Annotated in this window: 22 protein-coding genes, 1 tRNA gene and 1 pseudogene; 11 read left to right on the forward strand and 13 right to left on the reverse strand. The window is 68.7% G+C overall.

From position 1 onward, the window contains the following. Positions 1 to 14: 14 nt before the first annotated feature. Entirely contained in the window at positions 15 to 851 is an 837-nt protein-coding gene (locus tag ACZ5QD_RS03075; RefSeq protein ID WP_006896582.1) for a bifunctional hydroxymethylpyrimidine kinase/phosphomethylpyrimidine kinase, read from the reverse strand. 107 nt (positions 852 to 958) lie between these two features. On the opposite strand from ACZ5QD_RS03075, the gene ACZ5QD_RS03080 reads away from it, so the two are divergent. From ACZ5QD_RS03080 to ACZ5QD_RS03105, 6 genes are all read left to right on the forward strand, one after another. After that, positions 959 to 1,468: a methylated-DNA--[protein]-cysteine S-methyltransferase gene (locus ACZ5QD_RS03080; protein WP_039867493.1), complete on the forward strand. Its 510-nt coding sequence runs from the start codon at positions 959 to 961 to the stop codon at positions 1,466 to 1,468. 9 nt (positions 1,469 to 1,477) lie between these two features. Beyond that, positions 1,478 to 1,981 carry an RNA polymerase sigma factor gene (locus tag ACZ5QD_RS03085; protein ID WP_006896584.1) on the forward strand — a complete coding sequence of 168 codons (504 nt, stop codon included), beginning with the start codon at positions 1,478 to 1,480 and terminating at the stop codon, positions 1,979 to 1,981. Beyond that, positions 1,978 to 2,562: a methylated-DNA--[protein]-cysteine S-methyltransferase gene (locus ACZ5QD_RS03090; RefSeq protein ID WP_006896585.1), complete on the forward strand. Its 585-nt coding sequence runs from the start codon at positions 1,978 to 1,980 to the stop codon at positions 2,560 to 2,562. The genes ACZ5QD_RS03085 and ACZ5QD_RS03090 overlap by 4 nt, the downstream gene beginning before the upstream one ends. Continuing rightward, a complete protein-coding gene (locus tag ACZ5QD_RS03095; protein ID WP_372452528.1) occupies positions 2,559 to 3,236 on the forward strand; it encodes an alpha-ketoglutarate-dependent dioxygenase AlkB family protein in 678 nt (225 codons plus the stop codon). The genes ACZ5QD_RS03090 and ACZ5QD_RS03095 overlap by 4 nt, the downstream gene beginning before the upstream one ends. 50 nt (positions 3,237 to 3,286) lie before the next feature. Further along, positions 3,287 to 3,907: a DNA-3-methyladenine glycosylase I gene (locus ACZ5QD_RS03100; RefSeq protein ID WP_006896587.1), complete on the forward strand. Its 621-nt coding sequence runs from the start codon at positions 3,287 to 3,289 to the stop codon at positions 3,905 to 3,907. A gap of 192 nt (positions 3,908 to 4,099) precedes the next feature. Continuing rightward, positions 4,100 to 6,334, forward strand: a complete 2,235-nt coding sequence (locus tag ACZ5QD_RS03105) for an NADP-dependent isocitrate dehydrogenase (protein ID WP_006896588.1) — start codon at positions 4,100 to 4,102, stop codon at positions 6,332 to 6,334. 207 nt (positions 6,335 to 6,541) lie between these two features. Here ACZ5QD_RS03105 and ACZ5QD_RS03110 read toward each other — a convergent pair whose 3' ends face one another. Next, complete coding sequence (locus tag ACZ5QD_RS03110) at positions 6,542 to 6,922, reverse strand: FAD-dependent monooxygenase (protein ID WP_006896589.1); 381 nt, start codon at positions 6,920 to 6,922, stop codon at positions 6,542 to 6,544. Positions 6,923 to 7,020: 98 nt separating this feature from the next. Here ACZ5QD_RS03110 and ACZ5QD_RS03115 point away from each other — a divergent pair, with 98 nt between their 5' ends. Further along, positions 7,021 to 7,164, forward strand: coding sequence for a hypothetical protein (locus ACZ5QD_RS03115; protein WP_156150521.1), 144 nt, complete (start codon positions 7,021 to 7,023; stop codon positions 7,162 to 7,164). Between the two features lie 131 nt (positions 7,165 to 7,295). After that, positions 7,296 to 7,499: a cold-shock protein gene (locus ACZ5QD_RS03120; protein WP_006896590.1), complete on the forward strand. Its 204-nt coding sequence runs from the start codon at positions 7,296 to 7,298 to the stop codon at positions 7,497 to 7,499. Between the two features lie 152 nt (positions 7,500 to 7,651). On the opposite strand, the gene ACZ5QD_RS03125 is transcribed toward ACZ5QD_RS03120, so the two are convergent. The 6 genes from ACZ5QD_RS03125 to ACZ5QD_RS03150 form a co-directional block, all read right to left on the reverse strand. Beyond that, positions 7,652 to 7,724 (reverse strand) — tRNA-His (locus ACZ5QD_RS03125). Between the two features lie 102 nt (positions 7,725 to 7,826). Beyond that, on the reverse strand, positions 7,827 to 8,426 hold the full coding sequence (gene orn, locus ACZ5QD_RS03130; RefSeq protein ID WP_006896591.1) for an oligoribonuclease: 600 nt from the start codon (positions 8,424 to 8,426) through the stop codon (positions 7,827 to 7,829). A gap of 56 nt (positions 8,427 to 8,482) precedes the next feature. Further along, positions 8,483 to 9,289: a mycolate reductase gene (cmrA, locus tag ACZ5QD_RS03135; protein ID WP_006896592.1), complete on the reverse strand. Its 807-nt coding sequence runs from the start codon at positions 9,287 to 9,289 to the stop codon at positions 8,483 to 8,485. 47 nt (positions 9,290 to 9,336) lie between these two features. Beyond that, positions 9,337 to 9,690, reverse strand: a complete 354-nt coding sequence (locus ACZ5QD_RS03140) for a putative quinol monooxygenase (protein ID WP_006896593.1) — start codon at positions 9,688 to 9,690, stop codon at positions 9,337 to 9,339. A gap of 73 nt (positions 9,691 to 9,763) precedes the next feature. After that, complete coding sequence (locus ACZ5QD_RS03145; RefSeq protein ID WP_006896594.1) at positions 9,764 to 11,824, reverse strand: NADPH-dependent 2,4-dienoyl-CoA reductase; 2,061 nt, start codon at positions 11,822 to 11,824, stop codon at positions 9,764 to 9,766. Positions 11,825 to 11,878: 54 nt separating this feature from the next. Beyond that, the gene (locus ACZ5QD_RS03150) at positions 11,879 to 12,451 is read right to left on the reverse strand and encodes a PadR family transcriptional regulator (protein ID WP_006896595.1); all 573 of its coding nucleotides are present in this window, start codon (positions 12,449 to 12,451) and stop codon (positions 11,879 to 11,881) included. Between the two features lie 115 nt (positions 12,452 to 12,566). Between ACZ5QD_RS03150 and ACZ5QD_RS03155 the strand changes: the two are divergent. Then, positions 12,567 to 13,211, forward strand: a pseudogene (locus tag ACZ5QD_RS03155) (SMP-30/gluconolactonase/LRE family protein); the annotation flags it as partial. A 9-nt stretch (positions 13,212 to 13,220) separates the two neighbouring features. On the opposite strand, the gene ACZ5QD_RS03160 reads toward ACZ5QD_RS03155, so the two are convergent. After that, entirely contained in the window at positions 13,221 to 15,155 is a 1,935-nt protein-coding gene (locus ACZ5QD_RS03160; protein ID WP_006896596.1) for an ABC transporter ATP-binding protein, read from the reverse strand. Positions 15,156 to 15,286: 131 nt separating this feature from the next. Next, complete coding sequence (locus ACZ5QD_RS03165) at positions 15,287 to 15,424, reverse strand: hypothetical protein (RefSeq protein WP_156150514.1); 138 nt, start codon at positions 15,422 to 15,424, stop codon at positions 15,287 to 15,289. Between the two features lie 310 nt (positions 15,425 to 15,734). Here ACZ5QD_RS03165 and ACZ5QD_RS03170 point away from each other — a divergent pair, with 310 nt between their 5' ends. Further along, positions 15,735 to 17,135, forward strand: a complete 1,401-nt coding sequence (locus tag ACZ5QD_RS03170) for an MFS transporter (RefSeq protein ID WP_006896597.1) — start codon at positions 15,735 to 15,737, stop codon at positions 17,133 to 17,135. Then, positions 17,132 to 18,274 (forward strand): uroporphyrinogen-III synthase, encoded by a 1,143-nt coding sequence (locus ACZ5QD_RS03175; RefSeq protein WP_006896598.1) that lies wholly within the window; start codon positions 17,132 to 17,134, stop codon positions 18,272 to 18,274. Before ACZ5QD_RS03170 ends, ACZ5QD_RS03175 begins: the two co-directional genes overlap by 4 nt. On the opposite strand, the gene ACZ5QD_RS03180 is transcribed toward ACZ5QD_RS03175, so the two are convergent. From ACZ5QD_RS03180 to nirB, 3 genes are read right to left on the reverse strand one after another with little or no spacing between them, the layout of a single operon-like run. Beyond that, a complete protein-coding gene (locus ACZ5QD_RS03180) occupies positions 18,237 to 18,956 on the reverse strand; it encodes a sirohydrochlorin chelatase (RefSeq protein ID WP_006896599.1) in 720 nt (239 codons plus the stop codon). The genes ACZ5QD_RS03175 and ACZ5QD_RS03180 overlap by 38 nt on opposite strands. Then, positions 18,953 to 19,384, reverse strand: a complete 432-nt coding sequence (gene nirD, locus ACZ5QD_RS03185) for a nitrite reductase small subunit NirD (RefSeq protein WP_006896600.1) — start codon at positions 19,382 to 19,384, stop codon at positions 18,953 to 18,955. The genes ACZ5QD_RS03180 and nirD overlap by 4 nt, the downstream gene beginning before the upstream one ends. Positions 19,385 to 19,430: 46 nt before the next feature. Then, positions 19,431 to 21,950: a nitrite reductase large subunit NirB gene (gene nirB, locus ACZ5QD_RS03190; protein ID WP_006896601.1), complete on the reverse strand. Its 2,520-nt coding sequence runs from the start codon at positions 21,948 to 21,950 to the stop codon at positions 19,431 to 19,433. Between the last annotated feature and the right edge of the window lie 96 nt (positions 21,951 to 22,046).

The raw sequence follows: 22,046 nt of genomic DNA on the forward strand, positions 1-22,046 counted from the left end.
GAGCGGGTGCTCGGTCACCGGTGTTCGATCGCGTACCGGACGCGAGCCGCCGCGGCGGCGACCGCGGTGTGAACGTCGTCGCCGGTGATGAGGCGGGTCACCAGTGCGGCGGTGAAGGTGTCGCCGAGTCCCTTCGCCCAGGTCGCGATCTCCGGGCCCGACACGGTCCGGTGCTCGTCGGCGGTCACGATGAGGTTGTCGATCACGCCCTCGTCGGTGTGCACGCCCGTCACGATCACGGTGCAGTGATCGGAGGGCGCGCGGCCGGCGGGGAGGAGGAGTCTGCGTGCCAGGCCGGTGATGCCGGAGTCGGCCTCATCCGAGGCTTCGCCGGCGGGGTGTCCGGGGCCGACGAGGTGCTCGAGTTCGAATCGGTTCGGCGTGAGTACCGCCGCCAGCGGCACCAGCGCGTCGCGGAGTGCCGGGGCGACGGCGGGGTCGGTGTAGAAGCCGACGTCCGAGTCGCCGAAGGTCGGATCGAGGATCAGCGGCGGACGCTCGCGCTCGTCGAGTGAGCGGTACCACGCGGCGATGGCGTGCGCCTGTCCCGGCGACGCCAGATAGCCGACGGCTATCGCCTCCACCGCGCGCAGGGCGCCCGTGGCGCCGAGGTCGCGCAGGGCGGCGTCGATCCATTCCGGCGTGACCTCGACGGTCTGCACCGACGGGTAATGGGGGAGATTGCTCAGGACGAGTGTGGGAACGGCCGCACAACGGACACCGGCCTCTTCGTAGACGGGCATGGCCGCGTTGAGACCGACGGAGCCGAAGACCAGTTGCGACCCGAAGGCGACCACTCGTGCCGGGCGCGGATCGAGTTCGAAGTCGCGGGCGTCGTCGGTGGTGTACATGGCGCTCGACACCTTACCGGTACGACACACATGATCGACGCCACTGGGACCTCACACTCGGCGTCGCCAGAACGTCTGCTCTATGAATGGAAAGCGAGGTGAGTGCGATGACGAGACGACACGCGGTGGTGGACACCGAACTGGGCCGGTTGACCATGGTCGCCGACGGCTCGGCACTGACAGCCGTCTACTTCCCCCACCACTGGCATCTGCCGCCCGAAACGGAGTACGGGGAGCCGACCGCCGCCGACGACCCGGTGTTCGTCCAGGCGGCCCGGGAACTCGACGAGTACGTCGCCGGCGACCGGCGTGAGTTCGACGTCGAGATCGCGACCTCCGGAGACGATTTCTCCGAACGGGTGTGGGCGATGCTGAGAGAGATCCCGTACGGGGAGACGACGACGTACGGTGAGCTCGCGCGCAGGCTCGGCAACCCGCGCCTGGCACAGCGCGTCGGTCAGTGCGTGGGCCGCAACCCGATCAGCGTGATCATTCCGTGCCACCGCGTGATCGGCGCGGACGGCTCGCTCACCGGGTACGCCGGCGGGCTGGATCGCAAACGTCGGCTGCTGGAGATCGAAGAACCGCCGGAGGTGTCCGATGCCCGCCTGTTCTGACGATCCACGATGAGGGAGCCCTTCGACCGGATCGTCGCGCAGCACGGAGCCGTTGTGCTGCGCGTGTGCCGCGGTGTGCTCGGTGCCGGCCCGGATGCGGACGACGCGTGGTCGGAGACCTTTCTGGCGGCGCTGCGAGCGTGGCCGGATCTGGAGGAGGGCACCGACGTCGAAGCCTGGCTGGTCCGGGTGGCGCAACGGAAGGCGATCGACGTCATCCGGGCGCGTGCGCGGAACGCGGTGCCGATCGACGAGGTGCCCGAACGGGAGTCGCAATACGGGCTGCCGGGAACCGGGGACGCGGACGTGTGGGACGCGGTCGCCGACCTCCCGCCCCGGCAGCGTCTGGCGGTCGGCTACCACTACCTCGCTCGGCTCAGTCACGTCGAGACGGCCGAGATCATCGGCGGAACGCCCGCGGCGGTCCGGCGCGCCGCCGCCGACGGCATCAGATCCCTGCGCAAGACCTACGGCACCACCGGCACCTGCTCGGAGAAGGGAGGCCCGCGATGACGGACCTGTTCCCGGTCGCACCGGACGACCTCGGCCGGCTGCACGCCCGGCTCACGACAGCCGCTGACGAGAACGCGCTGCTGGACGTGGCGTATCGGACGGTCGAGACCCCGATCGGGCCGCTGCTCCTGGCCGCCACCGAGGCCGGATTGGTCCGCATCGCGTTCGAGAGCGAGGACTTCGACGCGGTGCTGGACGTTCTGGCCGCGAAGGTGAGTTCCCGGATACTTCGCGCGCCGCGTCGGCTCGACGTCGTCGCAGCACAGTTGGACGAGTACTTCCGCGGCCGGCGCCGGCAATTCGACGTGGCGCTGGACTTCCGGCTGTCGTCCGGCTTCCGGCAGACGGTGCAGCGGTATCTGCCGCACATCGGGTACGGGCACACGCAGTCGTACCGGGAGGTCGCCGAGTCGGTGGGTAACCCGGGGGCCGTGCGCGCGGTCGGCACCGCATGCGCCACCAACCCGTTGCCCGTCGTCGTCCCATGCCATCGGGTGCTGCGCGCCGACGGGAGCCTCGGCGGCTATCTGGGGGGCGTCGAAGCGAAGACGGCACTGCTGACGCTGGAGCGTGTCGCGTGAACGGGAGCCCGAACTCGCTCTTCGGCGACGACGATCCGGGGCGGCCGCCGCCCGAGCTCCCGGACGGCGCGGCGCTGGTCCGCGGGTGGCTCACGCCGCACCAGCAGCGGTGGTTGGTCGCGCAGTACCGCCGGTGGGCGGCCGGACCGGTGCCGCCGCATTCGGCGCGCATCGGGGAGCATCGGATGAGCGTGCGGACCGTCTGCCTCGGCTGGCATTGGCGTCCGTACCGGTACTCGCGCGACGCCGTCGACGTCAACGGGCGCCGGGTGCTCGGCTTCCCGGACTGGATGGTGCGGCTGGGGCGCCAGGCGCTGACGGCGGCCGGCGATCCGAGCGCCGAGCGGTACACGCCCGACACGGCGCTTGTGAACTACTACGACGCCGGCGCGAGGATGGGGATGCATCAGGACCGGGACGAGGTGTCGCGCGAGCCGGTGGTCTCGCTGTCGATCGGCGATACGGCGCGTTTCCGGTTCGGCAACACCGAGAACCGGAGTCGACCGTACCGGGACTTCGACCTGGAGTCGGGGGACCTGTTCGTCTTCGGCGGACCGTTGCGGCTGGCGTATCACGGCGTGCAGCGCATCCATCCGGGCACCGCGCCGGACGACTGCGGTCTCGCGGCGGGCCGGATCAACATCACCATGCGGGTCACCGGGCTGTCGGAGTGATGGCGAGCCGAAGCCGGTGACGGGCGAGTGAGGATTTCAGGAAGGACACCATGACTGCAGAACCCGAGGACGTCACCGGCTCCGGCCTGGTGGTCGGCGACGACGGCCTCGCGCGCCCGGTGTGGGCGAGCACCGATCCGCTCCTTCGCGAGTACTACGACACCGAGTGGGGTGTGCCCGTGCGTGATGAGCAGGGCCTCTACGAACGACTCAGTCTCGAGGCCTTCCAGTCGGGGCTGTCGTGGGCGACGATTCTGCGCAAACGCCCCGCGTTCCGCCGGGCCTTCGACGGCTTCGATCCGGAACGCGTGGCCCGCTACGGCGAGGCCGACGTCGCCCGACTGATGAACGACGCCGGGATCGTGCGCAACCGAGCGAAGATCCTCGCCGCGATCACCAACGCCGGGGCCACCCTGTCGCTGCGCGAGAAGGGCGGTCTGGCCGAGTTCATCTGGAGCTTCCGGCCCGACGAGACGCCGCGTCCGCGCACGCACGCGGACGTGCCCACCCAGTCGCCCGAGTCGAAGGCGCTGGCGAAAGCGCTGAGACGCGAAGGCTTCTCCTTCGTCGGACCGACCACGATGTACGCGCTGATGGAGGCGGTCGGAATCGTCGACACCCATCTGCTGGGCTCTCATCGCCGGGGGACGTCGGGGGTATGGCCGGACTGACGCCGGCGCCGTGTGGGCGAGGGTTTGTGCCGCTTACTACAGCTAGCGACGCAGGTCAGCGGAATCAGAAGTGTGTGCAACGTCTCGCATTCGCGAGTCGAGTCGTTTTGAATCACCGGCAGCGGGACAATGGATGCGACTAAATATCAGAGAGTTCCACAAGAACGACGATCAGATAAGAGGTTTCCACCTATGGCCTCCACGGACCAGACGATCATCTACACCCTCACCGACGAGGCACCGCGACTCGCGACCTCCGCGTTCCTGCCGATCATCCGCACGTTCGCAGAACCCGCCGGCATCGACGTCCAGACCAGTGACATCTCGGTCGCAGCGCGCATCCTCGCCGCGTTCCCGGACTATCTGACCGACGAGCAGAAGGTGCCCGATAATCTCGCCGAGCTCGGTCGGCTGACGCAGAAGCCCGACACCAACATCATCAAGCTCCCCAACATCAGCGCATCGGTTCCGCAGCTGAACGCGGCCATCCACGAGCTGCAGGCCAAGGGTTACGCGGTCCCGGACTACCCCCAGGATCCGAAGACCCCGGAGGAGGAGGAGATCCGCAACCGCTACTCGGCATGTCTGGGCAGTGCGGTCAATCCCGTTCTCCGCGAAGGTAACTCCGACCGGCGCGCGCCGAAGGCCGTCAAGGAGTACGCGCGCAAGAACCCGCACAGCATGGGCAAGTGGTCGATGGCCTCGCAGTCGCACGTGGCGCACATGACGCACGGCGACTTCTACGCGGGCGAGAAGTCGATGATCATGGACCACGCGTGCGAGGCGCGCATGGAGGTGGTGACCGCCGACGGCGAGACGCACGTGATGAAGACGGTGCCGCTGGACGAGGGCGACGTCATCGACAGCATGTTCATGAGCAAGAAGGCGCTGCTCGAGTTCTACGAGGAGCAGCTCAACGACGCCAAGGAGACCGGCGTCATGTTCTCGCTCCACGTCAAGGCCACCATGATGAAGGTCTCGCACCCGATCGTCTTCGGCCACTGCGTCAAGGTGTTCTACAAGGACGCCTTCGCCAAGCACGGCGCTCTCTTCGACGAACTCGGCGTCAACGTCAACAACGGCCTCGTGGACCTCTACGAGAAGATCGACACACTGCCCGCGTCCAAGCGCGAGGAGATCATCGAGGATCTGCACCGCTGCCACGAGCATCGCCCGGAGTTGGCGATGGTCGACTCGGCGCGCGGCATCTCGAACTTCCACTCGCCCAGCGATGTGATCGTCGACGCGTCGATGCCTGCCATGATCCGCATCGGCGGCAAGATGTACGGCGCCGACGGCCGCAAGAAGGACACCAAGGCGGTGATGCCGGAGTCGACCTTCGCGCGGATCTACCAGGAGATCATCAACTTCTGCAAGACCAACGGCGCGTTCGACCCCACCACCATGGGCACGGTGCCGAACGTCGGACTGATGGCGCAGAAGGCCGAGGAGTACGGCTCGCACGACAAGACCTTCGAGATCCCGCAGGACGGCGTCGCCAACATCGTCGACGCGGGCACCGGCGAGGTGCTTCTGTCGCAGAACGTCGAGGCCGGCGACATCTGGCGCATGTGCATCGTCAAGGACGCGCCGATCCAGGACTGGGTCAAGCTGGCCGTCACGCGTTCGCGCGCCTCGGGGATGCCCGCGGTGTTCTGGCTCGACCCGTACCGTCCGCACGAGAACAACCTGATCACGCTGGTCAAGAAGTACCTGAAGGACCACGACACCGAGGGCCTGGACATCCAGATCATGTCCCAGGTGCGCGCCATGCGCTACACCCTCGAGCGCGCCTGGCGCGGTCTCGACACCATCTCGGTGACCGGCAACATCCTGCGCGACTACCTGACCGACCTGTTCCCGATCCTGGAGCTGGGCACCAGCGCCAAGATGCTCTCGATCGTGCCGCTGATGGCCGGCGGCGGACTCTACGAGACCGGTGCGGGCGGCTCCGCGCCCAAGCACGTCAAGCAGTTGGTCGAGGAGAATCACCTCCGCTGGGATTCGCTGGGCGAGTTCCTGGCGCTGGCCGCGAGCCTGGAGGACATGGGCCGCAAGTACGACAACGAGAAGGCCGCGGTCCTCGCCACCACGCTCGACGCGGCGACCAGCAAGCTGCTCGACAACCGGAAGTCGCCGTCGCGCAAGACCGGCGAGCTCGACAACCGCGGCAGCCAGTTCTACCTGGCGATGTACTGGGCACAGGAGCTGGCGGCGCAGACGCAGGACGCGGAACTGGCCGCGCACTTCGCTCCGCTGGCCGAGAAGCTGGCCGCCGACGAGCAGCGGATCGTCGACGAGATCGCCGCGGTCCAGGGTCACTCGGTGGATCTCGGCGGCTACTACCTCGCCGACTCCGCGAAGCTGGAGAAGGTGATGTGCCCGAGCGAGACGCTCAACACGGCACTGGAGCAGGCGCGCGGCTGAGGTACGCGCCCACCCCGGTGACGACCGACGGACGGCCGATGGTCATCGACCATCGGCCGTCCGTCGTCTGCCGGTCATGACGGCGCGCCGGAACCCTCGCGCGGGATGAGGGCGTCCGCGGTCGACAGCGGAACCGGAGTGAACATCGCGGGCTCGTCCTCGGGATCCAGGGCCGTGGCGCGTGACTCGCCGTCCAGGTGCCAGAGCTCACCCCAGGCCCGGGACGTGGTCAGTGCCCGGCGGCAGTGCTCCAGACGGACCGCGTTGTACCCGGCGAGCGCGGCGTCCCAGTCGACGCCGCCGTCGGCGCGCCGGTGCCGGGCGCAGTGCGATACGGCCGTGCACCCAGTCGTCGAGCGGTTCCCGGTCGAACATGCGCCACCACTTGTCGCGCCACATGTGGGCCACTTCGTCGCGGACGAAGTCGACGGTGTGCTCGAAGGCCGCGTCCAGCTCATCGGGGGTGCCCCAGTCCTCTTCGCCGGCGAGGGCCTTCGGCGACTCGAAGACGTACACCTGGTTGAGCATCGCTCCGCCACGCAGGCCGTAGTGCACGAAGTGGCCCCGAGGCCCTACGTAGACGTCCACTTCCGACAGATCGACGCCCGCGGCGCGCGGGGTCTCGGCGGGGACGGTCCCGCGATCACCACCTCGGCGCGCTCCACGGTGCCGTCGGCGAGGTCGACGTGCGCGCACGTCTCCGCGGTGCGGTAACCCACCGCGTCTCGCAGACGCCGATCGACCGAGAGCGCTGGAAGAACTGGGCCTCGAATGGCTACGGCGGCGAGGTGGTGATCGGCCAGGACCTGCAGCGGGTATCGATCACCTGACCGCTGGGCATCTGTGCTCGATACGGGCGCGGTGAGCCACGGCACTGCGAAGTTCGCAGATCTGTGAGATGCTCTATGAAGCGGGTGGGCAGATTTTGCCCCCTGCAATCTGAAGAAAGCAGTAACACAGCATGGCACAAGGAACCGTCAAGTGGTTCAATGGCGAAAAGGGCTTCGGCTTCATCGCTCCCGACAGCGGTAGTGAAGACGTCTTCGTCCACTACTCGGCTATCTCCGGCGGAGGATTCCGCAACCTGGAGGAAGCACAGCGGGTCGAGTTCGACCTGGAGCAGGGCGCCAAGGGCCCCCAGGCGACGAACGTGACAGCAGTCTAAAGACTTAGACACACGGAACGCCCCGGATCTCTCGCGAGATCCGGGGCGTTCTGCATGCCGGGATGTTCTTGCCCGTGGGGTGAGGAGTCCGTGCGATATGCGACGAGGGCCCGGTCGGCGTTCTCGCCGTCCGGGCCCTCGTCGTTCTTCGGGGTGAGTGACGGGACTCGAACCCGCGACAGCCAGGATCACAACCTGGTGCTCTACCAACTGAACTACACTCACCATCGGCGCAGCTGCACAGCGTTCACACGTTGTTTGCCGAGCCAGGCTCATACTCTAGCCGGTTTTCACCCAGAAACTCCAATCGGTTCCTGACCAGCGTGTTTACGCGGGGCCAAGCCGTTCGACGACCTCTTCGAGGGTCTTCGCGTCGGGGCCGGGGGCGGGAACGAAGGCGGTCTCGCGGTAGTAGCGCAGTTCCCGGATCGATTCGCGGATGTCGGCGAGTGCGCGATGGGCGAGCCCCTTCTGCGGCTGACCGAAGTAGATCGGCGGGTACCAGCGACGGCACAGCTCCTTGATCGAGCTGACGTCCACCATCCGATAGTGCAGGTAGGCGTTCAGCTCGGGCATGTCCCGGGCGATGAAGCCGCGATCGGTGCCGATGGAGTTGCCCGCGAGCGGGGCCGCGCCGGCCGTGGTGATGTGCTCGCGCAGGTAGTCCAGAACCGCCTTCTCCGCTTCGGCGAGCGTGACGGTGGAGGCGCGCACCTCTTCGGTGAGCCCGGAGTCGGCATGCATCTTGGCGACCACCTCGGGCATGCCCGCGAGGGCCTCGTCGTCGGCGTGGATGACGAGGTCGACCCCCTCGCCGATGATGTTCAAGTCGCTGTCGGTGACGAGAGCGGCGATTTCGATGAGCTTGTCCGAGCCGATATCCAGTCCGGTCATCTCACAGTCGATCCACACGAGTTTGTCTTGCACTCGATCAACTGTAATCGGGACGGCGTGCCGCCGTCTGTCCGCGTGCGCGGTACGAGCTACTCGCCTTCGCCGAGCTTGCTGTAGAACTTGCCGACGATCGGCGCGACCACGGCACGCGGCGAATAGCCGCCGGCCACGGACATCGCCTTGCTCAGTGTCCCCGGAACCACGCGCATCTTGTTGCGGCTCAACGCATCCAGGCTCATCTCCGCTACCTTCTGGGAATCGTGCCAGAGGAAGCCCGGGACCAGCTTGTCGACGATCGACGCCTCCTCGGCGGTGGGGGTGTGCGTGCGGACCGGTCCCGGAGCCAGCAGTGTGACGTGCACCCCGGTGTCTTTGAGTTCCCCGCGCAGCGACTCGCTGAAGGTGTTGACGAAGGCCTTCGTCGCCGCATACGTCGCATTGTTGGGAATCGGCATATTGCCTGCGGCGGAGCCGACCATCAGGATGCCGCCGGAGCCGCGTTCGACCATCTGCGGAAGAACCGCGAGAGTGAGATCGTGCACGGCGTTCGCGTTGAGCCGGACCTGGGCGCGCTCGTATGCGGAGTCGAGGCCGGCGAGCGGCCCGAAGGTCGCGATCCCCGCGTTATTGCAGAGGATGGAGATCTCGCGACTCGACAGTTCGTCGCACAGTGCGTCGACCGCGTCGAGATCGGAGAGGTCCGCCGCCCGCACGTCCGCGTCCACCTGGAATCGCGACCGCAGTTCGATGGCGAGCTCATGAAGTACGTTCTCCCGCCGCGCCACCAGGATCACCGAGTGGCCGCGAGCGGCGAGCGTCCGCGCCAACGCCATTCCGATGCCGGAGGACGCTCCGGTGACCACGGCGCGGGCAGACGAACGAGGCGGCATCAACATGGGCCACATCGTATCGACGGCCTCGGACATCGGCCGAAAGGTGTCGGCTACTTGCCCGCGACGAGACCGTGGATTGCTCGCACGCGGGATTCGAGTGCGGCGTGCAGGTCCGCGGGGAGCGTGCCGAGTACGTCGATCTCCACCCCGCCCCCGAGCTGAGCCAGCCGCGGAAGGACCTCGGCCACATTGCCGACGTGTTCGACCACCGCCGCCGCGTCTCGGTAGCGCTCCAGCACCACGCATCGGCTGCGGTCGTCGTCCATGAACCAGTCGTACTGCAGGTTGCCCTTCTCCGTCCGCACCGCGTCGAGGGACTCGGCGACGGCCGCCGTGAACGCGGCGACGTTCTCCTCCGGGATGTTCGGGAAGGTGGCGATCATGACGATCTCGTTCTCGTTCATTCGGGCTCTTCTCTTCTGGTTGCGGGCGCCGTCGTTCCGATGCGGGTACCGAGTCATCGTAGAGAGCAGCACCTCACGGCAAGCCCGCGGCGACCTCCGTGCCCTGCCGGATGGCGCGCTTGGCGTCGAGTTCGGACGCGAGGTCGGCACCGCCGATGACGTGGGTGATCACACCGGCCGCGGTCAGCGGGTCGACCAAGTCGCGCACCGATTCCTGACCGGCGCAGACGACGACGTTGTCCACCTCGAGCAGGCGCTTGCCGACCTCGTTGCCCTCCTTGTCGTGCAGCGTGATGTGCAGGCCGGCGTCGTCGATCCTGTCGTAGGTGGCGCCGGAGATCTGTTCGACGCCCTTCATCTTGACCGCGGCACGATGCACCCAGCCGGTGGTCTTGCCGAGCGACTTGCCCTGCTTGCCCGGCTTGCGCTGCACCATGTACACCTCGCGCACGGCGGGCATCGGCCTCGGCTCGGTCAGGAAGCCGGGAGTGTCGAGGTCGTCGGTGACGCCCCACTCCTGCTCCCATTCCTTGAGGTTCAGTGTCGGCGACTCATCGGTGGTGAGGAATTCGGTGACGTCGAATCCGATGCCGCCCGCACCGATGACGGCCACGCGCTTGCCGACCTCGCGGTGGCCGAGGACCGCGTCGGCGTACGACATGACCATCGGGTGGTCGATGCCGTCGATCGCAGGCACGCGCGGGACCACGCCGGTCGCGACGATCACCTGGTCGTACCCGCCGTCGATGAGCTCCTGTGCGCCCACCCGGGTGTCGAGGTGAACGGCGACGTGGTTGATCTCGAGCTGGCGGGTGAAGTACCGGATGGTCTCGTTGAACTCCTCCTTGCCGGGGATGCGGGCGGCGATGGAGAACTGCCCGCCGATGGCCGGCCCGGCCTCGTAGAGGTCGACGCGGTGGCCGCGCTGCGCGGCGGAGACGGCCGCCGACAGCCCGGCGGGACCGGCTCCGACGACGGCCACCCGCTTGGCCGTGCGGGTGGCCCCCAGGGTGAGGACCGTCTCGCGGCCGGCGCGCGGGTTCAGCAGGCACGAGACCTTCTGACCGACGAAGGCGTGATCCAGGCACGCCTGATTGCAGCCGATGCACGTGTTGATCTCGTCGGCGCGGCCGGTGCGCGCCTTGTCGACGAACTCCGGGTCGGCCAGCAGCGGGCGGGCCATCGACACCGCGTCCACCTTGCCGCGCTCGAGGATCTCCTCGGCGAAGTCCGGGGTGTTGATGCGGTTGGACGCGATCAGCGGGATGTCCACCACATCGCGCAGCCGCTCGGTGAACTTGACGAACGCGCCCCGCGGTACCGACGTCACGATCGTCGGTACCTGGGCCTCGTGCCAGCCGATGTCGGTGTTGATGGCGTCGACGCCGTGTTCCTCGGCCCGCTTGGCGAGCAGTGCGATCTCGTCGAAGGTCTGTCCGTTCTTCACGAAGTCGGCGACGCTCTGGCGCAGGATGACCGGGAACTCGCGCGGCACCTTCCTGCGCACGTCCTTGATGATCTCGACGAGGAAGCGCTGACGGTTCTCGGTGCTGCCGCCCCACTTGTCGGTGCGGTCGTTGGTGTGCGGGCAGAGGAACTGGTTGATCAGGTATCCCTCGCCGCCCATCAGCTCGATCGCGTCGTAGCCGGCTCGGTGCGCGAGCTGCGCCGCGGTGCCGAATGAGCGGATCACATGCCAGATGATCTGCTCGGTCATCTTGAGGTGTTTGAACGGGTGAATCGGGCTCGGCTCGCTGCCGGCGGCGACCTTGAAGGGCGTATACCCGTAGCGCCCCGCGTGAATGATCTGCAAGGCGATCTTTCCGCCCTCGGCATGGACGGCCTTGGTGAACTCGCGGTGCCGGAGCACATCGGCACGGTTCGTCATCTTGCCCGCGAAGGGCAGCAGCTGTCCGGTGCGCGACGGTGCGAAACCGCCCGTGATGATGAGCCCGACGCCGCCGCGGGCGCGTTCGGCGTAGTAGGCGGCGAGTTTGGGCGTGTCCCACAACCGGTCCTCCAGGCCGGTGTGCATCGATCCCATGACGACGCGGTTGTCGAGCGTGATCCCGCCGATCCGAAGCGGTTCGAACAGTCTGGGGAAGTGGGCGTTGGGCGCCGTCTGGGCTGTCATTGGGCGACCTTTCTCGTTGTGGGTATCGGTGGGATGCAGTGGTTTCTGTGGAATTCAGTGCTGCGGGGCGGCGACGGCGGCAGAGCGCTCGAGTTCGCGCTGGAAGCGGTCGAGCACCTCGTCGCACCAGTCGACGGTCTGCTCGCTCATCCGGACCCCGCCGCGGAGCACCAGGTACTGGTTCAGCTTGCGTCCGGACAAGGCATCGGGATCGGGGTAGTACTGCTCCACCCATCCCCGATACACCTCGAGCATCGCGGCGGCCTCGTCGCGGTGGGCGCGGAGTTCGGCCATCACCGTCGGCAGGTCGCCGAGATCGGCGGCGCGCAGCTTGACTCCGAGATCGCTGCGCAGCGGCGGGAGCGGCGTCGGGCTGTTCACCCACTCGGCGAGCATGTCGCGTCCCGCCTGCGAGAGCGTGTACACCTTCTTGTCCGGGCGGCCGTCCTGTGCCACGGATTCGAAGCTCACCAGCCCGTCGGAGTGCAGCTTCTTGAGCGTCCGATAGATCTGCTGGTGCGTAGCCGACCAGAAGTATCCGATCGACCGCGAGAACTGCTGCCCGATCTCGTACCCGGTCCCGGGCCGCTCGGAGAGCGAGACGAGGATCGCGTGCTCGAGTGCCATGCGTGACACCGTAGCAATGCACCTTAGTTCTATGCAATAGGGTTCATATGAACTCCGATGCATATAAAGCGGCGGGTCGGACACACCGCCGCCGATTTGCTGCTAAGACTTGGCCGTGACCTCGTTTCGCCGCATCGCCCTTCCCGGAACCGCACCCGAGGACGTGATCTGCCTGCCCGACGGGCGGGTCGTGACCGGACTCGACGACGGTCGTCTGCTGTCGGTGGAGCCGTCGACGGGGGAGATCAGCGTGCTGGCCGACACCGCCGGGCGGCTCCTCGGCCTCGACTACGGTGCCGACGGTTCGATCTACATCTGCGACCACGATCGCGGGCTGCTCGTCCTGGATCCGGATCGCTCGCGCGCACGAGTGCTCGTCGACACGGTGGACGGCAGGCCGCTGCGGTTCGCCAGCAACGTCGCCCACGCCTCCGACGGAACGCTGTACTTCTCGTCGTCGTCTCAGAACTTCATGTTCGACCGCTGGCGGGCGGACATCATCGAGCACTCCGGGACCGGCAGGCTCATGCGACTGTCGCCGAGCGGTGAGGTCCAGGTGCTGCGCGACGATCTGCAGTTCGCGAACGGCGTGGTCCTGGGCCCCGCCGAGGACTACGTGCTGGTCGCGGAGACGGGGGCCTCCCGGATCTCGCGGTACTGGCTCACCGGACCGGCGGCGGGCACCTCCGAGGTCTTCCTCGACGGTCTGGGCGGTTATCCGGACAACATGTCGATCGGCAGCGACGGGCGACTGTGGGTGGCGCTCGCCTCACCGCGGAATGCTGTGCTGGAGGGCATCTTCCGGCTTCCGCTGCGGGCCCGGAAGGTGCTCGCGCGGGTCCCGCAGGGTGTCGGTCCGACGCCGGAGGAGGTGGTCTGGGTACAGGCCTTCGACTTCGACGGCACGATGGCCCGCGAGGTGCGGATCGACGACCTCGATTTCGGTTTCGTCACCGCCGTCGCGGAGCGCGACGGGGTCCTGTATCTCGGCACCATCCTCGGCAACGCGCTCGGCGTGCTCGACCTGCGCAGCTGACACCCGGCGGATTCGTCCGTCCTCGAGTCGCACCACCTCGTCGGCGATCGCGGTCAGCCGCGAATCGTGAGTGATGAGCAGGGTGGTGCGTCCGCGGGCCAGTCGGCGCAGCGGCCCGATCACTCCGGCGACCGACTCGTCGTCGAGCGCGGCCGTCGGCTCGTCGAGGATCAGGACGGGCGTGTTCCGGAGCATCGCCCGCGCGATGGTGATCCGTCGGCGCTGTCCGCCGGACAGTTCCAAGCCGTCGCCGGCGAGCACGGTGTCGTATCCGTCCGGCAGCGCGGCGATGAACCGATGGGCGCCGGCGTCGCGCGCCGCCTCGATGATCTCCTCCCGGCCTGCCGTCGGACGGCCGAACGCGATGTTGTCGGCCACCGTCCCCGGCCGGATGTGGGCCGTCTGCGGCAGCAGCGTGACCTGTTCGCGGACCGACGCGCCGGTCACCTCGGACACGTTGTGGCCGCCGACGGTGACGGTGCCGGACTCCGCATCCTCCAGCGCGCAGATCAGCGATGCGAGCGTCGACTTGCCGGTGCCGCTGGGGCCGATGAGAGCCGTGATGGCACCCGGCCGCAACTCCAGGTCGACGCCTCGGAGGATCTGCCTGCCGTCGTACGCGAAGCAGACGCCGTCGAGCCGCACGGGCACGGGGGCGCCACTCGGGACCGGTGGCAGCGGCCGCGCGTCGCCGAGTTCGGCACGGTGCACCGGTTCGTCGAGGATCTCCGCGATCCGCTCGGCGCTCACGCATGCCTCGGCCACCGCGAGCCGCACGTCGGCGATCTGTTGGAGCTTGGGATACAGCATCGCCAGGTAGCCCGACAGTGCCAGCAGCTGGCCGACGCTGAGTGCGCCCTCACGCACCTGCCAGACGCCGACGAGGGTGACGGTGAGTGACAGACACACCTGCGCGAAGCCGAGCACTCCGCCGAAGCCGGCTTCGATGCGGGTCTGCGACACCCGGGTGCGTGCCCATCGGCGGCCGTGGCGCTCCAGCTCGTCGGCCTCGTCGCGCTCGCGGTTGTACGCGACGGTGGTCTCGTGGCCGGCCAGCGCGGAGTAGACGGCATCGGCGATGTCACTGTTCGCGGCGCGCTCGGCGTGCGTCGTCCGGCTCTGGCGCCTCCCGAAGAACGACGAGACCGCCCACAGGGCCGGGCATGCGGCCAGTGCGACCCCCGCGACGACCGGGCTCATGACGAACGCGGCAACGATCAGACCCAGCGCGTTGGCGGCCGCCACCGCCAGGGACATCATCCCGGTGCCGATCAAGTGCTCGACGGCTTCCAGGTCGCTCGAATGCCGCACGACGAGGTCGCCGAGCCCGCGGCGCCGATGCGTGATCGGCGCCAACCGCTGGACGTGCGCGAACAGAGCGGTGCGCAGCCGGAGCACCACACCTTCGGAGGCCACCGTCGACAGGAGGGTGCCGACGTAGTCGGCACCGACGCTGACCGCGGTCACGGCGAGCCACAGTGCGGCGAGACGCGCGAACGACTGCCAGTCGGAGGAACCGAGGGCACCGTCGACGACATCGGATAGGAAGAACACGCCGACGGCGTCGCATGCGGCTGCGACCAGTAGAAAGAATGCGGCACCGCTCAGTGCGACGCGATGTCCGGAGGCGAAATGGGAGAATCGGCGCATCGCGGTGAGAAATGTCATTTGGGTGATCTCCTGTAATCTTTCGAATCGGACCGATTCTTCTTCAAAAGAAATGCCGAGGCGCCGGTCCCGGAATACATTTCCGGGACCGGCGCATCCGAGGGTGTGGAACCCGATCAGTTCACACCTGGTCAGCGGACCCAGATCCAGTACCAGCGGTGATTGCGGGCATCCCAGCGACGCTCACGACGCCGACGCGGAGCGGGGTGCGCGAATCCGAAGTTCTGACGGTTGTTCTGCTCGGGGCGGCGGTTGTTGTCGAATGCCATGTCATTCTCCTTATCCGGTCGGCTCGGCGGCTATTTCCGCTCGCGTATCTCGCGTCCGACACAGATGAATTTATGGACCCCGTCTGTGGAGGATCTGGCGCGCGACTGGCAGCATTCTGGGAACATCTCGGAACCGTCGGAACTGCGGCATTCCGCCGTGTTTCAGGCTGCTCACACGGCTCCCCGCATGTCGGTGAGGGCTTCATTACGCGCCCGTGATCGCCGCGGCGACCGCCCGCAACACCGCCTGCCTAGCGTCGATCGCGACCCGGTCGAATGCCCGGGCGGACGAAGGAGGCACCGCGTGCGGATGGGACCAGCTCACACCCGACCCCGAGAACGACGAGCAGTATTCGCGTCGAGGACGATCACCGACTGGGATCCGGAGGACACCGCGGCATGGGAGGCGGGCGGATCGGCGATCGCGCGGCGCAACCTGATCTGGTCGGTGGTCGCCGAGCACGTCGGATTCTCCGTCTGGACGCTGTGGTCGGTGATGGTGCTGTTCATGCCGTCGGACGTCTACGGCATCTCGGCGGGGGACAAGTTCCTCATCGGAGCCGTGGCCACCCTCACCGGGTCTCTGCTGCGTTTCCCGTACACCCTGGCGACATCGCGATTCGGCGGCCGCAACTGGACGGTCTTCTCGGCCGTCGTGCTGACCGTGCCGGTGACGGCGACGATCGTCCTTCTCGCGAATCCGGGTCAGCCGCTCTGGGTGTACCTGCTGTGCGCCGCACTCGCCGGGTTCGGCGGCGGCAACTTCGCGTCGTCGATGACGAACATCAACGCTTTCTATCCGCAGCGCCTCAAGGGCTGGGCCCTCGGTCTGAACGCGGGCGGCGGCAACCTCGGGGTGCCCGCGGTGCAGTTGGTGGGACTGCTGGTGATCGCGTGGACCGGGGTCGGCGAACCGTACTGGGTGTGCGCGGTCTACCTCGTGCTGCTCGCGGTGGCCGGGCTCGGCGCCGCGCTCTTCATGGACAACCTCGAGGGGCCGGGCGTGGACCTGTCCGCGATGCGGTCGGCGATCACCGACCGCGACACGTGGCTGATCTCGCTGCTCTACATCGGGACTTTCGGCTCGTTCATCGGGTTCTCTTTCGCCTTCTCGCAGGTACTGGCGCTGAACTTCCTCGACCGCGGCGACACCGCGGCGCAGGCCTCACTGCACGCCGCGCAGATCGCCTTCATCGGCCCGCTCCTCGGGTCGGTGGCACGGGTGTACGGCGGCAGGCTCGCCGACCGGATCGGCGGCAGCCGAGTGACGCTCGGGGTGTTCGCCGGCATGGTCGGCGCCGCGGCCGTCCTCCTGGTGGGCTCGTCCCTCGAGGTTCAGGTGGTGGGCTTCGTGGCGCTCTTCGTGCTCTCCGGGATGGGGAACGGCTCGGTGTACAAGATCATCCCGTCGGTGTTCGACGCGAAGTCCCGCGCGCTGCCGCTCGACGAGGACGGGCGGGCGGCGTACTCGCGAGCCATGTCTGGAGCGGTGATCGGGATCGCGGGCGCGGTCGGCGGACTCGGCGGCGTCGGGATCAACATGGTGCTGCGACAGTCGTATCTGAGCTCCGGGTCGGCGACCGTCGCGGTGGTGGTCTTCGCCGCCTTCTATCTCGTCGCCGCGGCCGTCACCTGGCGGGCGTACGTCGGAGTGCCGCGCGCGGCGGCCGATGCGCCCGGCGCACCGCAGTCTGCGAAGCTGTCTTCATGAGTTCTGCCACCACCGGCGACCGGTCGGCCCCGCCCTCGCTGGCGGGGTTCACCGTCGCCGTCACCGCAGCGCGCCGAGCTGAGGAGCTCGGCGCGCTGCTCATGCGACGAGGCGCACGAGTGGTCGCCGCACCGGCGATCGAGATGGTGCCGCTGGCCGACGACCCGGCGTTGCGCGCGGGCACCGATGCGGTGATCGCGAAGCCGCCGGATCTGCTGATCCCGACGACCGGAATCGGCTTCCGCGGGTGGATCGAGGCCGCGGACGAATGGGGGCTGGCCGACGAGCTGATGGGCGCCTTCGCCGGCGCGCGCATCCTTTCGCGCGGGCCGAAGGTGACCGGGGCGTTGCGTGCGGCGGGATTGCGCGAGGAATGGTCGCCCGAGTCGGAGTCGTCGGCCGAAGTGCTGGCGCACCTGAGCCCCGACGACGTCGCCGGTCGGCGAGTGGCGGTTCAGCTGCACGGTGCGATCGACGGTTGGGACCCGAACCGCGACTTCGTCGACGGTCTCATCGCGATGGGAGCCGATGTCGTCTCCGTGCCGGTCTACAGCTGGCGCCGGCCCGCCGATCTCGGCGACTTCGATGCGCTGATCCACGACGTCGCCGCCCGCCGGCTGGACGCGGTGACCTTCACCTCCGGTCCGGCCGCCGTGTCGATGCTGACGCGATCGACTCAGCTGGGCGTGCGCGAGCCGTTCGTCTCCGCACTCCGGGAGGCGGTCGCCGTCTACTGCGTGGGCCCGGTGACCGCCGCGCCGCTCGAGCTGGCGGGGGTCGCCGCGCGCTGGCCGGAGCGGATGCGGCTCGGCGCGCTGGCGCGGCTCGTGGCCGAGGATCTGCCGGTCCGGGAGTCCGAACTCGCGGTGGCCGGGCACCGCCTCGGCGTGCATGCCTCGGCGGTGGTGGTCGACGGAGAGGTCCGTGACGTGCCCGCGTCGGCGCTGCGTCTGCTCAAGGCCCTCGCTCAGCGGCCGGGCACGGTGGTGTCGCGCACCGATCTGCTCGCGGTGATCGGCGCGGGTGACGAACATGCGGTGGAGGTGGCGATCGGCAGGCTCCGGACCGCGCTGGGATGCCGCGAGATGATCGCGACGGTCGTCAAACGCGGCTACCGGCTGGCACTGGACGAGCAGTGAACTCGCCGGCCGAGTCGATCCGGCCGCAGGCCGCGTCGACGACCGGTGCCGCGAGGCCGAGGGGGCGGGCGACGACGTCGGCCCCCGAGTCGTCCAGGCGCTGCTGAAACAGCCCGTCGGCGAGCAGGTACGACGCCACCGCGATCCGGCGTCCGGGTGTGTCCGCACGGAGGGCGGCGACGGTGTCCGGGACCGATGCGTGAGGCGAGTCCGCGCGGGTGCTCGCGAATGCGATGCGGACCGGTGTGGCCAGCCGCGCGGACAGCAGGTGCGCGGTGGTCTCGATGTCCCGCTGCGCCACCGGGTCCGCGGAGCCGGCCGCGGCCAGGACGACGGCGTCATCGCTCGTCGCCCCGGCCTCGGCCAGGCGGATCGTGAGCGCCCGGGTCAACAGCTGAGACGGTCCCAGTGCCGGGGCCAGCCGCACCGGCCGGCGGGCCGCGGCCAGGTGCGCGGCGATGTCGACCCGCACGTGGTGTCCGCGCGCCAGGAACGCGGGCAGCACCGTGACCGGGCCGTCGGGCAGATCGGGGAGCAGGTCGCTCGGCGAGGGCCCGACGACGTCGACGAAGCTCACCGCCACCGGCTCGTCCCGGCGGCGTCCGATCTCGTCGGCGAGCCGATAGATCAGTTCCACGCCCCGTGGGTCGCGGGTGCCGTGCGCGACGAGCAGGACGGTCATCGCGGGCTCGCCGGCGAACTCGTGGCGGCCCTGAAGCCCTCGGGCCGGAAGCCGAACCGGATGTCGGGGGAGTTCGCCACGAATACGGTCCCGTCGAGCCCGATGCGGGTGCCGTACACCGGGATCCGCACTCCGGGGGAATCGAGGCAGCGTCCGTCGATGAGGCTGAACGCCTCCTTCTTCAAGGGCGAGGCGACCACCGGGAAACCGTTCCGGTCGCCGACGATGCCGCGCGACATCACCGCGGCACGCGCGATCGGATCGATGTTGCCCACCGCGCGGAGCGTGTCGTCGGCGAGCCGGAACAGCGCCACCTGCGCGCCGTCCGGCAGCAGCACGGCCACGCCGCGCAGGCGGTCGAGCCGGTCGATGTGGCACGCGGCGGTCCAGTCGCGGGTCCAACGGTGGAGGTCGAAGGCGAGGGTCATGACAGACCTTTCAGGTGTGTTCGGGGGGCGGGCGGAACGGGCCGGTTCACGACTGCGGCAGCGCGGGCGAACCGAGCAGGACCGGAACTCGGCGCCCGTGGCTCTCGCCGAAGGCGACCGTCGGGTCGGGAACGCCGGGCGCGTTGACGAAGGAGACGAACCGCCGGAGCTTGTCCGGGTCGTCGAGGACGCCCTTCCATTCGCATTCGTAGGCGTCGACGTGGCGGGCCATGTCGGCTTCGAAGTCGTCGGCCAGACCCAGCACGTCGTCGACCACGACGGCCTTGAGCCGATCGATGCCGCCGTCGAGTCCGTCGAGCCAGGCGGCGGTGCGCTGAAGTCGTTCGGCCGTGCGGATGTAGTACATGAGGAAACGGTCGATGTAGGCGACGAGGGTGGCATCGTCCAGGTCGCCGGCCAGGAGCTGCGCGTGCCTGGGAGTCATGCCTCCGTTGCCGCCGACGTACAGATTCCAGCCCTTCTCGGTGGCGATGACGCCGACGTCCTTCCCGCGGGCCTCGGCGCACTCGCGGGCACAGCCCGAGACGCCCATCTTGATCTTGTGCGGCGACCGCAGCCCGCGGTACCGCAGTTCCAGATCGATCGCCATCCGAACGGAGTCCTGCTGACCGTACCGGCACCAGTCGGAGCCGACGCAGCTCTTCACGGTCCGCAGCGACTTTCCGTAGGCGTGGCCCGACTCCATCCCGGCGTCCACCAGGCGCCGCCAGATCAGCGGCAGCTGGTCGACGGTGGCACCGAACATGTCGATGCGCTGACCGCCGGTGATCTTGGTGTACAGACCGAAGTCGCGGGCGATCTCGCCGATCAGAATCAGCTGTTCGGGCGTGACGTCGCCGCCCGGCATCCGCGGGACCACCGAATAGGTGCCGTTGCGCTGGATGTTCGCCAGGAAGTGATCGTTCGAATCCTGCAGCGAGGCCTGCTCGCCGTCGAGGATGTGGCCCGAGCCGATCGACGCCAGAATGGACGCGACCGTCGGCTTGCAGATGTCGCAGCCGGTGCCGGTGCCGAACCGTTCGACGATGCCGGAGAAGGTCCGGATGTCGCAGGCCCTGATCGTCTCGAACAGCTCGGCGCGCGACTGCGCGAAGTGCTCGCACAGGGCGGTCGACTGCTCGACTCCCTCCTCGGCCAGGATCTGCGACAGCAGCGGAACGCACGAGCCGCACGACGTGCCCGCGCCGGTGCAGCCCTTGAGGGCCGCCACATCGCATGCGCCGTCGGCGATCGCGGCGCACAGCGTGCCCTTGCTGACGTCGTTGCACGAACAGATCTGCGCGTCGTCGCCGAGCGCGCCCACCCCGAGGGCCGGTGCGTCGCCGGCCGGGCTGATCAGACTCACCGGGTCTCCCGGCAGGCTCGATCCCACCAGCGGGCGCAGGAGGCCGTATGCGCTCGCGTCGCCGACGAGCACGCCGCCGAGCAGGGTGGACGCGTCGTCGGACAGCACGAGCTTGGCGTAGACGCCGCCGATCGGGTCCGAGACCACCACGTCGAGCGCTCCGGGAGTGGCGCTCAGCGCGTCGCCGAAGCTGGCGACGTCGACGCCGAGCAGTTTGAGCTTGGTGGACATGTCGGCGCCGGGGAACACCGCAGAGCCGCCCAGCAGCCGGTCGGCGACCACCTCGGCGGTGGCGTAGCCGGGGGCCACGAGGCCGTAGCAACGACCGTCGATCGCCGCGACCTCGCCGATCGCGTAGATCGACGGGTCGCTGGTGGCACAGCGCTCGTCGGTGAGGATCCCGCCCCGTTCGGCAACCGCGAGACCGCAGTCGCGGGCGAGTTCGTCGCGGGGACGGACCCCGGCGGCGAACACCAGGAGTGCGGCGTCGACCACCGTGCCGTCGGCGAGTGTGACACGCACGCCGGCGTCGCCGGGCTCGATGGACTCGGTGCCCGACGAGAGGGACACCTCGATCCCGAGTTCGCCGATCATCCGGGCCAGGTGCTCGCCGCCCCCGGCGTCCACCTGCTGAGGCATCAGCCTCGGGTTGATCTCCACCACGTGAGGCGCCAGACCCATCAATCGAAGAGCGTTGGCGGCTTCGAGTCCGAGGAGCCCGCCGCCGACCACCATGCCGACCGGCGCGGTGCGGGCATCGCGCGCGAGGGCCCGCTCCGCGTCGGCGCGGATGGCGTCCAGATCGTCGAGGGTCCGGTAGACGTGGCAGCCCGGCGTCTCGTGTCCCGGGACCGGCGGCACGAAGGCTCGCGATCCGGTCGCCATCACCAGCGCGTCGTAGGCGATCTCGGCGCCCGAAGCGGTTCGCACCACGCGACGGTCGCGGTCGATCGCGACGACGGCGTCCCCGACCCGCAACTCCACGGCGTCGTCGCCGTCGTAGCGGTTGCCCGCCAGCGCCAGCTCGGCCCGCTCCCAGGAGCCGACGTATCCCGAGAGCCCCACGCGGTCGTACGCGGGGTCGGTCTCCTCGCCGAGCACCACCACTCGCCATCCGCCGTCGACGTCCCGGGCGCGAAGTGCCTCGACGAAGCGGTGCCCGACCATTCCGTGTCCGATGACCACCACGGTTTCGCTCATCGACTCCAGGTCCTTCCACTCGAGTTCGCAGCCGATCCGTTCGGCTCGGAAGCGACGTTACGAACGGGGTGTTGCGATGCCGCTCGGGTCGCGTTG

The sequence above is a fragment of the Gordonia sp. J1A genome, assembly GCF_055393515.1.

What these genes read in the sequence shown, in the direction of transcription:
- ACZ5QD_RS03145 (WP_006896594.1), bottom strand. Translation starts at nt 11,824, where the DNA reads ATGACAGCCCAGACGGCGCCCAACGCCCACTTCCCCAGACTGTTCGAA.
- ACZ5QD_RS03140 (WP_006896593.1), bottom strand. Translation starts at nt 9,690, where the DNA reads ATGAACGAGAACGAGATCGTCATGATCGCCACCTTCCCGAACATCCCG.
- ACZ5QD_RS03085 (WP_006896584.1), top strand. Translation starts at nt 1,478, where the DNA reads ATGAGGGAGCCCTTCGACCGGATCGTCGCGCAGCACGGAGCCGTTGTG.
- nirD (WP_006896600.1), bottom strand. Translation starts at nt 19,384, where the DNA reads ATGACCCTCGCCTTCGACCTCCACCGTTGGACCCGCGACTGGACCGCC.
- nirB (WP_006896601.1), bottom strand. Translation starts at nt 21,950, where the DNA reads ATGAGCGAAACCGTGGTGGTCATCGGACACGGAATGGTCGGGCACCGC.
- ACZ5QD_RS03100 (WP_006896587.1), top strand. Translation starts at nt 3,287, where the DNA reads ATGACTGCAGAACCCGAGGACGTCACCGGCTCCGGCCTGGTGGTCGGC.
- ACZ5QD_RS03160 (WP_006896596.1), bottom strand. Translation starts at nt 15,155, where the DNA reads ATGACATTTCTCACCGCGATGCGCCGATTCTCCCATTTCGCCTCCGGA.
- ACZ5QD_RS03080 (WP_039867493.1), top strand. Translation starts at nt 959, where the DNA reads ATGACGAGACGACACGCGGTGGTGGACACCGAACTGGGCCGGTTGACC.
- ACZ5QD_RS03175 (WP_006896598.1), top strand. Translation starts at nt 17,132, where the DNA reads ATGAGTTCTGCCACCACCGGCGACCGGTCGGCCCCGCCCTCGCTGGCG.
- ACZ5QD_RS03180 (WP_006896599.1), bottom strand. Translation starts at nt 18,956, where the DNA reads ATGACCGTCCTGCTCGTCGCGCACGGCACCCGCGACCCACGGGGCGTG.
- ACZ5QD_RS03170 (WP_006896597.1), top strand. Translation starts at nt 15,735, where the DNA reads ATGGGACCAGCTCACACCCGACCCCGAGAACGACGAGCAGTATTCGCG.
- ACZ5QD_RS03150 (WP_006896595.1), bottom strand. Translation starts at nt 12,451, where the DNA reads ATGGCACTCGAGCACGCGATCCTCGTCTCGCTCTCCGAGCGGCCCGGG.
- ACZ5QD_RS03105 (WP_006896588.1), top strand. Translation starts at nt 4,100, where the DNA reads ATGGCCTCCACGGACCAGACGATCATCTACACCCTCACCGACGAGGCA.
- ACZ5QD_RS03090 (WP_006896585.1), top strand. Translation starts at nt 1,978, where the DNA reads ATGACGGACCTGTTCCCGGTCGCACCGGACGACCTCGGCCGGCTGCAC.
- ACZ5QD_RS03120 (WP_006896590.1), top strand. Translation starts at nt 7,296, where the DNA reads ATGGCACAAGGAACCGTCAAGTGGTTCAATGGCGAAAAGGGCTTCGGC.
- ACZ5QD_RS03165 (WP_156150514.1), bottom strand. Translation starts at nt 15,424, where the DNA reads ATGGCATTCGACAACAACCGCCGCCCCGAGCAGAACAACCGTCAGAAC.
- cmrA (WP_006896592.1), bottom strand. Translation starts at nt 9,289, where the DNA reads ATGTTGATGCCGCCTCGTTCGTCTGCCCGCGCCGTGGTCACCGGAGCG.
- ACZ5QD_RS03075 (WP_006896582.1), bottom strand. Translation starts at nt 851, where the DNA reads ATGTACACCACCGACGACGCCCGCGACTTCGAACTCGATCCGCGCCCG.